At 34.6% G+C, this 12,129-nt stretch carries 3 protein-coding genes and 1 pseudogene; all 4 read left to right on the forward strand.

Features of this window, described 5'->3' with window-relative positions; all coding sequences use genetic code 11:
* Nucleotides 1–289 precede the first annotated feature (289 nt).
* Nucleotides 290–1,873, forward strand: a complete 1,584-nt coding sequence (locus EPI11_RS17435; RefSeq protein WP_128391276.1) for a helix-turn-helix domain-containing protein — start codon at nt 290–292, stop codon at nt 1,871–1,873.
* 4 nt (nt 1,874–1,877) lie between these two features.
* Nucleotides 1,878–3,035, forward strand: a complete 1,158-nt coding sequence (locus EPI11_RS17440) for a tetratricopeptide repeat protein (protein WP_128391277.1) — start codon at nt 1,878–1,880, stop codon at nt 3,033–3,035.
* Between the two features lie 312 nt (nt 3,036–3,347).
* Complete coding sequence (locus tag EPI11_RS17445) at nt 3,348–10,043, forward strand: choice-of-anchor J domain-containing protein (RefSeq protein WP_164879201.1); 6,696 nt, start codon at nt 3,348–3,350, stop codon at nt 10,041–10,043.
* A gap of 128 nt (nt 10,044–10,171) precedes the next feature.
* Nucleotides 10,172–12,129 (forward strand): annotated as a pseudogene (locus EPI11_RS17450) (hypothetical protein); the annotation flags it as partial.

Raw genomic sequence — 12,129 nt, forward strand, 5'->3', positions numbered from 1 at the left:
TTTGTTAAACTAATTTTTTCTCTAAAAACGCCATTTAAATAAAAAAAACGTTAATTAAACTATATTCATATTGTAATTTTAATAAAATATTCAAACTATATGATTTACTGTTGATGTTTTATTTACTTCAATTAATTTATGGTTCTTTATAAGAAACTTGTAACAAAGTTGCCCTTATATTGTTATTTAATTTTAAACTAATAAAATCTAATTGTAACTATATTTGCCATGTGATATATCTGTAGGTTTTGATGCTTAATTTTATTACAGTTTAACACAAAAAAAATAAATGAGGTTTACTATAAAAACGTTTTTGAAGCTAGGCACTGCATATCAAACTATTTTTATGCTTTTTATTAGCGCAACATTATTTTCGCAGGAGAATGCAGAAGAAAAACTTTTATTATTAAAAGCCAGTGAATTAGCTGTTTCTGATCCTGATGAAACAATTAAAATTGCAAATCATTTACTTAAAAAAGCAAAATCTGAAGAAAATAGCGTAGCAATAAATCTATTAATTGCCAGAAGTTATGATACTAAAGGCGATTATTTCAAATCAGTAAACTATGTGTTTGAGGCCAGTAAAAACTTTAGAATTGTAAATGATTCATTAAAGGCTGAAATACTATTTTTAAAAGCTGAAATTTCAAGAAAGCTGCATTTATATAATCAGGTTGATAGTTATTTGTCTGATATATCATTTGCTATTAGCGGTTTAGGATCCAGGGAGATTAAAAAAAATATTCATGCAAGAATTGATTTAGAAAAAACGCTTGTTGATTTAGAACGTACTCATTATAAAGAAACTCTTAAGCGATTAGGTGATATAGAGGTAAAGTACAATGCGGTTTTGGCAGATAATTATGGATTAATACAAAATTTGAGTTTAATAAAAGCTTTGTCTTTTAATGGTTTAAATGATTATAAAACCAGTGAGAAAAATTTTGAAAAAGCACTTTCGGAATATCATTCTCAAAAAAAAACTAATATCATTTTAGAGACCGAAATACTAAATGGTCTTTCAAAAATATATTATGAAAGAAAGGAATATTTAAAGTCTATTGATACACTTTTAATGGCTTTAGATAAGGCTACCAAGATTAATAATATTCCTCTTTTGGAAAAAATTAATTATCAATTGGCAGTTAATTATCTTGCATTGAGCGATAAACCTAGATACCAGCAATATAACGATAAGTTTCTATTATTAAATACGGCATCTATCGAAATGGAAATAGAAGCTGTTAATTCTATGTATAATTTTATAGGAGAAGAGCAGGAAGCTAATTATAAATATGAGAAAGATAAATTAGTAAGATACAGCTACATTGCATTAGCTTTTTTAATGTTAATTATATTTTCTTTTACTGTTTTGTACAGTATAAATAAAGCAAAAAGAAAGCGTTTAAAAGAAATCATAGGATATCTTGAAGTGACTAATAATTTATTAGTTAAGTCATATGTTGATAAGAAAGAGCCAAATAAAAAGATAGCAATTCCTACAGAAACAGAACAGAGTATATTAGCAAAATTAAAGCGATTTGAGGGCTCTACAAAGTATACTAATAAAGACATGTCGTTAGCAACCTTAGCAGCACATTTTGATGTAAATACAAAATACCTGTCTGAAATAATCAACAAACATTATCAGGATAATTTTAATACTTATATCAATAGACTGCGTATCAATTATATCATTGAAAAGCTTAAAAATGAACCTGAATATTTAAATTATAAAATAAGTTACCTGGCAGACGAAAGTGGTTTTTCTTCTCATAGTAGCTTTGCAACAGTGTTTAAATCAATTACGGGTATAGCACCTACTATTTTTATTGATCTGATAGGTAAGGAAGTAAATAAGAAAAAAGCATAATTCTATGTCTCATATGTTTATATACAGAAGGAATTATTTAATTGTTGCTCTGATATTTTTTAGTGCTGTAAATAGTAATGCACAATCCAAACGTAAGATCGATAGTATTATAGCTACAGCTAAGCTGGATGTTTACGAGAATCCGGATAGAGTTATAAAAATAGGTGATTCTATTTATACAGATCCAGAAAGTACTATCGAGGATAAAGTTATGGGACTGATGCTTATATCTGATGCTTATTCATCAAAACGTGATTACCAAAAATCATTAAAATACTTCCAGACGGCTAATACATTATCAAAAAAGGTCAATAATATTGATTTGCAAATTAAGGTATTAAGTAAAATGGCTGTAAAATACCAGCAATTAAAGGTTTATGATAAGGCAATACAATATCTGGATGAATGTGATAAACTAATTGCTTCAGATCCAATTAATGAGTCTACATTAGGTAAGCAGGCTACAAACGATATTATTAGAGGTGTTATATATAAGGAACAGCTTAATTGTAATATAGCTATTGATTATTTTAATAAAGGAATAGCAAAATATGAAAAGAATAATGCACAAGCGGTACAGCCAAATTTAAGTATTGCCAATTATAATAAGGGCAACTGTTATATTCTTATCTCTGATTATGAGTCTGCTAAGAAAAGTTTTTTGCAGTCAATTAAAAATGCAGATAATATAAATGCCAATAGCTTAAAAGCATTTGCTCAAAAAGGATTGGCCGAAGTATATGCACTTGAGGGGAATCATCATCAAGCGATTAAAGTATTGCAGGAGGCTTTAAAAATATCAAAAAATGTAGGAGATTTGATATTGAATAGAGGTATTTATAATGGACTCGCCAATAATTATCTTGCAGTAAATGACTGGCAGCAGTATCAAAAATACAATAAGCTCTTTTTGCAAAATCAGCTTATAATTAAAGAATCTGAAAGAAGGTCTATCAATGACTCAATCGATGAATTAACAGAGGTTCATAATCAAAAATTAACACAGGTAAAAACACGATATTCCTACATAATTTCCATTGTTGTTTTTTTAATTCTTATAATGATTTATCTACTATATAAGTATCAAATGCGAAGTGTTAAATCAATTGAAATGTTAAATTTAGAAATTAAAAGGATAAAAAGTACTTTGAAAAAAGAGTAGTTTCCTGAGTTCTATTTTTAACTATAAAAGTTTGTTATATAGCAGTTTTGCTGACTTTTTTACCTTTTTAAATTACCGAATTGCAAAAGAGGTTTATTAGGCTAGTGTAAATTTAAAGTTAATATTTGTATTATGCGTAAGCATGGTTTTATTAACCGAGAAAAGCTATTAACTATGAATCAAAAACTACGAATAACGTCAAAGTTATTATTTGAAAAATCCCAAGATTTTTATTCGTGCATTAATCATTTTTTGAATCTAAAAAATCGTATTGGGAGGGCAGTCCTGATGGTGTTTTTTATTTTATTTTCATTGAATGGATTTGCACAGTTAGCACTGGAAACGTTTGAAGGCGGCATTCCATCATCATGGAATAAAGCCACAGGGGGTACAGCAGAATGGACAATTTCTAACGATGGCTATCTGGGCGGTAATGCAGCCTTTATAGATCCCTCAACAGATAATATTGGAGCAGGCAATACTGCCAGATATTATTTGTTTACAAAATTAATTACTGTTCCTCAAAATGGGAAACTGCGTTTTTTCACAAAGCAATCAAGTACTGTTGATTATGGTAATATCTATGAAGTTAGATTATCTACCGCTACGCAGACAGATCCGAATGGTTATACTACTCTTTTAACATCATGGACAGAAACTGAACTTAATCCTGCAACTCCTTTGGGATATGTAGAAAAAGTTGTTACTATCCCATCTAATATTGCGCCTAATATACAGGTTTATATCGCTTTTGTATTGGTAAACAATCAGGTTGGTACAACACCAAACGCAGACACATGGTTTATTGATAATGTTAGCTTACTGGAATCGGCAATTTGTGATCCGGTAACGGCAGAAAGTTTTCAGGCTTCCGGATTTACGCCAGGATCGGCAAATTTAAGCTGGTCACATCCTACGGCTTCACAATTCGAAATTCAGGTACTACCACATGGTAATCCTGTTGGGGCAACCGGAATTGCTACAGGAAATTCATACCAGGCTTCTGGATTAGATGCTGGAGAGGAATACGATGTTTATATAAAAACTTTATGTTCATCTTCAGATTCTTCAGGTTGGGCAGGACCGTTTAGTTTTTCTATACCAAATGTAGGTACTGCATGTTCTTTTCCCATTGTAATCCCTAATACCGGGGCACCCTATGTTTTTTCTTCTAATCTGGATCAATTTTCAAATCCTGAAGTAGTATATACAAACCAGGGGACAAACTGTCTTCCGGCTTCCGTTACGGGTAACTATCTTGAAGGAGACAAAGCTTTCTTTTCATATACGGCGACACAAAATGGCTTAATGACAATTACTCAAATTGCAGGACCAACAGGTTGGAATTATATAACCGGAGTTTTTGTTTATGATGGGTGTTCAAATGTTGGAGTAGCATGTCTTGGAGGTTTACATACTTCAAATGCAGGAGAAGCTAAAGTAATTCCTAATTTATTTGTTGAAGCAGGACATACTTACATTATTGTAGTATCATCAGTACTACCAGCAGGAGCAACTATAGATTTTACTCTAAAAGTAGAGACAGCACCATGTGCACCACCTGCTGTAATTACACATAAAAACTTATTACAAAATAGTGTAGTAGTTTCATGGAATAATGTTGGAAACTTTGCCAGCGCATGGGAATATACTATTCAACCTGCTGGATCCGGTCTTCCAACAGGAGCGGGTACAAGTACAGCAACAAATATTGATAATCTTATTAATACAGGATTAGCTGCAGGTACTTCTTATGACTTGTATGTTAGATCTGTTTGTGGAGGAGTTCCGGGAGCATGGAGTGCTCCTTATAACTTTACTACACAATGTACTGTATTTAATACACCATATACCGAATCATTCGACAATGCCTCTGCATCAAATCCAACTCCTTGCTGGGCTCCGCTGGATGTTAATGGAGATGGTAATAAATGGAGATTTTCATGGGAAAATATTATGCTGTCAACAGGTAATGCCATTACAAATAATAATGACATGATGGTTTCCCCGATGATAAATTTAGGAACTACACCTAAAAGACTTAAATTTAAATATCAAACCTCAAGTGGGGTAAGCCGTTATTCTGTTGTAATTTCTACAACAGGTATAGGTACTGGTAATTTTACAACGGTAATATTGCCTACCCAGTCAGTAGATACTAATTATGAAGTTTTAGAGAAAATAGTTAATATCCCAACTTCGATTACAGGCAATGTAAATATTGCATTTTATGTAGATCCTGGAGCAGATGAAACATCTAACAGTATAATCCTTGACGATATTGTTGTAGAAGATAAACCGGTATGTCCGGATCCGGTTGCACTTACAAGCGGTACAATTACGACAGCAACAGCACAATTGTCGTGGGAAGCAGGAGATATTGAAGGCCAATGGCAAATAGTTGTTCAGCCTAAAGATGCAGGTATTCCTACCGGAACAGGAACTCTTATAAGCAGCAACACTTATTTAGCAGAAAACCTTACTCATGCTACTCAATACGAATATTATGTAAGAGCATATTGTTCATCAACTCAGCAAAGCAGCTGGGTAGGGCCATACCTTTTCACTACGCTATGTAGTGTTTTCACTGTTCCTTTTTATGAAAGCTTCAATGATGATGATGTAAATACACATAAATCTTGCTGGTCTTTTAATGATGCAAACGAAGATGGTGCAGCATGGCATATGAATGCAACTGAGCCTTCTATACAAGGTGGTTTTTGGGGAACTCCAAGTTTTGATGACTGGATAGTATCTCCAGCTATTATTGTTAACGGAACAAAAGCTTTAAAATTCAAATACAAAGCAGTCTATTCTCCTTTCTTTGCTAATCCAAGATTTGGGATGGAGGTATTAATGTCAACTACAGATACTAATCCTGAGAGTTTTAGTGTAGTAATGCCTCTAATTAATTTTACTAACGTCGAATATTTAGAAAAGACGGTTTATATTAATGCTAATGGCCCGGTATATATTGCATTTAGAGTACCTCCTGCATTCGATACGGAAGAAGGAACATCGGCACTCCAAATAGATGACGTGAGAATTATAGATGCTCCGGTTTGTCCTCCTCCTTCAGAATTAACAGCTTCTAATATTACTCAAAACACGGCAAAGCTTGCATGGTCTAAAGCAAGTCTTGAAACCCAGTGGGAGGTAAAAGTACAGCCAGCCGGAACAGGCATTCCTACAACAGCCGGAACATTAACAAGTAATAATACAGCATATTCGGCAGAATTATTATTACCAAATACACAGTACGAATATTATGTAAGAGCATATTGTAATACAGCAGAGCAAAGCACTTGGGTTGGTCCATTTGTATTTACTACACTATGTAGTGCATTTACGGCACCATTCATTGAGACATTTAATATTGATTCAGTTTCTGAAGCTTGCTGGAGAGTTCTTAATGGTAACTCTGACACATTTGCATGGAACCTTAATATGACAATAGATACTTATGAGGGTAATCAGGCTGCAGGTATGTTTACAGGATCTAACGGTAATAATAACGATTGGTTAATCTCTCCAACAATAACAGTTACTGCGGGTCAACGTCTTCGTTATTATTATAGAGTAAACCAATCAGACTTCCATGAAGATCTTGATGTAAGATTATCAACAAACGGTATTGATATTACTGAGTTTACAACATTATTATACACTGCAGATTTTTACGATGAATCGCCGCTTAATAATACTGAATGGAAGGAAAAAGTAATAAATATTCCGGCAGGAATTACTGGTAATATAAATATTGCATGGCATATACCAAAAAAAGCTCCTCATTGGGAAGGGTATAGAGGTCAGATGCTGTTAATAGATAAAGTAATTATCGAAGATATACCTGCTTGCCCTACGCCATCTAATCTGGTTGTACAAAATATTACTGATACAACAGCTTTACTATCATGGGATGCTAACGGGACTGAAAATCAATGGGATGTTTATGTTCAGCCTGCCGAACTTAATGCTCCTGTAGGAAATGGAGACGTACAGTATCTTCATTTAGCATCGACTAATCCATATACGATAGAAGGCTTAACTGCTGCTTCAAAATATGAATATTATGTAAGAGCAGTATGTGACGGAACTAATAAAAGCGAATGGATTGGTCCGCTTGAATTTATTACAATGTGTAGTTTTGAAAACCTGTGCCAGTATACCATTACTTTAAGTACAACACAAGGAATGAGTGTGGGAGGAGGAATTGATGTAATACAGAATGGCGTTAAGCTTCAAACTCTTCAATTCCCAACTGGAGCATGGAATGAAGTTCCGGATCCGGCTAACTTTACAATTATGTTATGCACGGGTGTTGAGTTCTCATTATTTTGGGATGCAGTAGGAACGGCTCCGGGTCAATATCCTGGTTCTTTAGTTGAAGTTAAAGACGATCAGGGAGTTGTTCTTTGGACAGGAGATCTGGGAGTTATAACACCAAGAAGTACTATTTATAAAGCTGTTTCAACATGTGGTGTTATTGCTTGCCCTCAGCCAACTAACTTAGCGGTTAGTGGGACTTCTGTTTTTTCATGGACAGCAGGAGGTACAGAAACCCAGTGGGAAGTCGCTATTCAGCCTGTGGCTAATAATACTTTGCCGCAATCAGGTATAATAGTAACAACTAACTCATATTCGCCTCAGGCATCTGATTTTATAAACTTACAAGCTGGAACTTATGAGTTTTTTGTAAGAGCAATTTGTGGAGCTGGCGATACCAGTTTTTGGTCAGGACCACATAGATTTGTACGTAATGATGATGCTTTAAAAGCTATTAATGTACCTGTTAGCTCAGGCGAAGTTTGCGAGCAATCGATTACTATGGTAAGTTTTATGGGAGCCACCGTTTCAGCAGAACCAATGACATGTAATGGTGTAAATGCCGGCGATGTTTGGTTTGAATTTGTTGCAGCTTCAAAAGTACATTTAGTTGAATTAAGTAATTTCTCAGCTAAAAATATATACCAAGGCGGAAATAGTGCTGATGTTAAAGAGCCTAAAATTATATTAACACTGTACAAAGTTGTGGGTACAGCTTTACAGCAGATTGTATGTACATCTAACAACGTAATTCTTGCAGCCTACAGTTCAGAACTTGAAGTAGGTGCAACATACAAAGTGAGGCTAACGTTGAATGATTTAGCACCTAATCTGTGCACATTTGATATTTGCGTAAAAACACCTCTTGACCTTTGTAAATTGGATATTGTTAACGGCGGATTTGAAAGACCTCAAGCAGGTATGGGAGGCCTTGGTAATTTTTATTCACAAAACATCGTGCCGGGATGGAGAAACAATCTATTACCTGCTGATGCACCTTCGTTATATGAAACATTATACATTTCAAGTGGTTTAGGCCTTGATGGTTTTACACCTTATGAAGGCGGACAAATGATTCAGTTGATGAATCCAGATTCTGATCTACCATTACCTGATCCTAATGACCTGATTAATATCAAAGGTATGTTCCAGGATCTTGATAGTTCTGAGATTACAAAATACCAATATAGTTTTGCTCACTTGTCAAGAGGGCAGGGTATTGCAGTACAATTGTATGCAGGCCCACCAACAGGTCCTTTTGTATTATTAGAAGAGTATGTAGGTTTTATGACATGGAATTTCTATGAAGGAACCTATAATGTTCCTGCCGGACAAAATGTTACAAGATTTATTTTTAGAGCAAAAGATAGTGCAATAGGTAATATGCTGGATGCAGTTAGTGTTGTAGCTGTAACTAAAATTATTACTGAGCCACACACATTAAATTGTAATGTAAATAGCACAGAATTAAAAGCTGAAGGAGTAGGGACTTGGATTGCTGCAGAAAATAATCCTGCTGCAGTAGTAATTACAGATCCAAATAGTACAACTACAACAGTTACTAATTTTACCAAATCGGGTGACTACACTTTCTACTGGAAAACGCGTTACTGTGAATATAGTATTGTGGTTACTAAAGAAGCTGTAGACGAGATACCTGAAGTTACAAGTCCTGTTACTTATTGTAAAAATGCGGTGGCGGTTCCTTTAACAGCTTCTGTTTTTGATGGACTTTCTTTAGTATGGTATACAGAACCAGTAGGAGGTACAGCTTTAAATACTGCTCCAACTCCAGATACAACTATAACAGGTACAGTATCTTACTATGTTGCCTATGTTAATGCTTTAGGTTGTGAAGGAATAAGGACAAAAATTGAAGTTGTGGTAAATGAAAGCAGAATTGCTATTACAGAATTTAGCTACAAAAAATCTTATTGTGTTGGAGAAGAAAATCCTTTTCCAACTTTAGTTGGTAATTTCGATAATGTTGGTACATTTGCCGCCGTTCAGGGTTTAGCCATTAATACTGTAACAGGTGAGATTAACTTAGCAAACAGTACAGCTGGTTCATATGAAATAACCTATACAGTTCAGCCTGATGCTGCAACATGTAATGAAGGTGGTTCACATAAATTTACGGTATTGATTGTTGATGGATTAGACGCAATTATATCACAGGAATGTAAAGGACAGCAAACATGGTTACTGGTTTCTTCAAAAGATAACACTTTTGATATTCATGAAATGAACTATGTATGGAAAAATGAGAATGGTGTAGCTGTTGGATCTAATAGTCCTGAGTTTAATGTAGCAGAATATTATGCTAATAACGGTAATAATGAGCTTCCATTACTGTTTACAGTAACGATAAGTTCAGGTTCTTGCTCTAATGACGTAGAATATACTGTTAATAGTATAATGTGCGAAGTTCCACGTGGTATATCACCAAATGGAGATGGACTGAATGATAATTTTGATCTTTCAGGTTCTGGTATTACAAGCTTAACTATTTTTAACCGTTACGGTAAAAAAGTGTATAGCTATGGTAAGAACTATACGAATCAATGGCATGGTCAGGATGAAGGCAATAATGAATTGCCGGATGGTACATATTTTTATAGTATAACAAATGCCGATGGCAGTAATGCTACCGGATGGGTTTATATAAATAGACAAAATTAATGATTAATTGGTGGTTGGTCTGTCAGCTTTTCCGGTTGACAGTCCTGCCATTAAATTTTAAAAATTGCAAAATATAAATAGGTGGTTGATAAGATTACCTATTTTGTCGTTTAATAAATACTTGCTACATGAAAAGGATTATTGTTTTAAGTTTGTTTTTGTTGCTTTGTTTTAATGCAATAGCTCAAACACAGCCAAATGATTGCGCTAATGCGATCACTATATGTGGAAACGGGAGTTTTTCCTCAAATGCCTCCGGTATTGGAAATGTCCAGGAAGTTAACGCGTGTGGAGGATCTGAGCACAATTCCATTTGGTTAAAGATTAACATTGCTCAAGCAGGAACACTAGGGTTTGATTTGATTCCTAACGATCCGGCTTTAACAGCAGATTATGATTTCTGGGTTTTCCCTGCAAATGCAACATGTGGATCTTTAGGCAGCCCAATACGATGTGCTACAACCGCTCCAAGTTTGGTAGTTCCTACACCTACAAATAATCATACAGGTATGAAAGGTACTATACTAAGTACTTCAGTTGGTCCTGGTGCAAATGGTAATGGCTATGTTTTTTGGTTAAATGTTTTACCGGGTCAATCCTATTATATTGCTATAGATAGGCCAGGAGGCGACGGAGGATTTCAGTTAAACTGGACAGGTAGTGCTACTTTGGGTACTGGTGCTTTTCCTCAGCCACCTACTGCAAATAATTTAGGAGAAGTAAGGACATGCAGTAATAATCCTAATGTTGGTATTTTTGATTTAGGTGCTCTAAAAAGTCAAATCAATCCTGATTTGGTTAATAAGACTATCAACTTTTATAATACCCAGGCAAATGCTATTGATGGAGTATCTCAACTGGGTAATATTATATCTAACATATCCAATCCACAACAGATATTTGCTAAAGTAACAGATAATATAACTGGTTGTTTTACAGTAACCGATTTTAATCTAGTTGTATATCCTGTTCCAAATGTTGATGTATCAGCTTCCTCTTCAAATGTATGCCCTGGCGATAATGTAATATTTACTTTTACAGGAACTCCAAATGCAACGTTTAATTATTCTGTCGATGGAGCAGCAAATGAAACGGCTGTTTTAAATGCTGCCGGAACATTTACAATTTCACAACCTGTTTTAGCTAATACAACATATACATTGTCAAATGCCAGTATTATAAATTCTGGGGGTGTTGTTGTATGCAGTCAGGCATTAACTGATTCTGTAACTGTAACAGTTAATATAATGACCCCTTTGCAATTTTCTTCAAATACTCCAATTTGTGTAGGTCAAGATGGGATTATTACATTAACAGGTCCTGCTAATGCTGTTGTTACTTATACGATTAATGGTACTCCTGGTACTCAAAATATAACTTTAGATGCTGCTGGTACAAATACGATTACAATTCCGGCACTTATTTCCAATACCAATTTTAATATAATAAGTGTAACAGATACAGCTGCTCCATTTTGTAGTGAAATTATAAATACACCTGGAACAATTGTTGTAAATTCTCTTCCACAAGTAACTGCACCACAGCCAATGCATATATGTGCATCAGGATTAGGTATTTTTGATCTTGATACTAATAATGCGGTAATTTCCGGAGGTAATACAGCTTACATTGTAACATACCATTTAACTTCAGGTGACGCTGCTCTTGGAATTGGTGCTATAAGTTCACCTTATCAGAGTATTTCAGGTAATCAAACAGTATATGTTAGAGTGAAATCTTCAGCGACTTCAAACTGTATAAACTTTACGACTCTGGATATTATTACCAGACCAGCCCCTGTTGTTTCCCCTGCTACACCTTTAGAGGCTTGTGCTAATAATTTTGACGGATTTTCATTTTTCAATCTGACTACAGCAGGTAATGAGATCTTAAACGGGCAGACTGGTTTAACGATAACGTATCACCTTACCGAGATTGGCGCTGATTTTGGTACTACTCCAATAACGACAGATGTAACGAATTTCCAGAATACTGTTGCTTATACACAAACGGTATGGGCTAGTGTCATCCAGAGTGGAACCACTACGAACTGCCGTACGGTTGTTCCGATCCAATTGATCGTTCA

This window comes from Flavobacterium cerinum, assembly GCF_004028155.1.
Lineage (GTDB): Bacteria > Bacteroidota > Bacteroidia > Flavobacteriales > Flavobacteriaceae > Flavobacterium > Flavobacterium cerinum.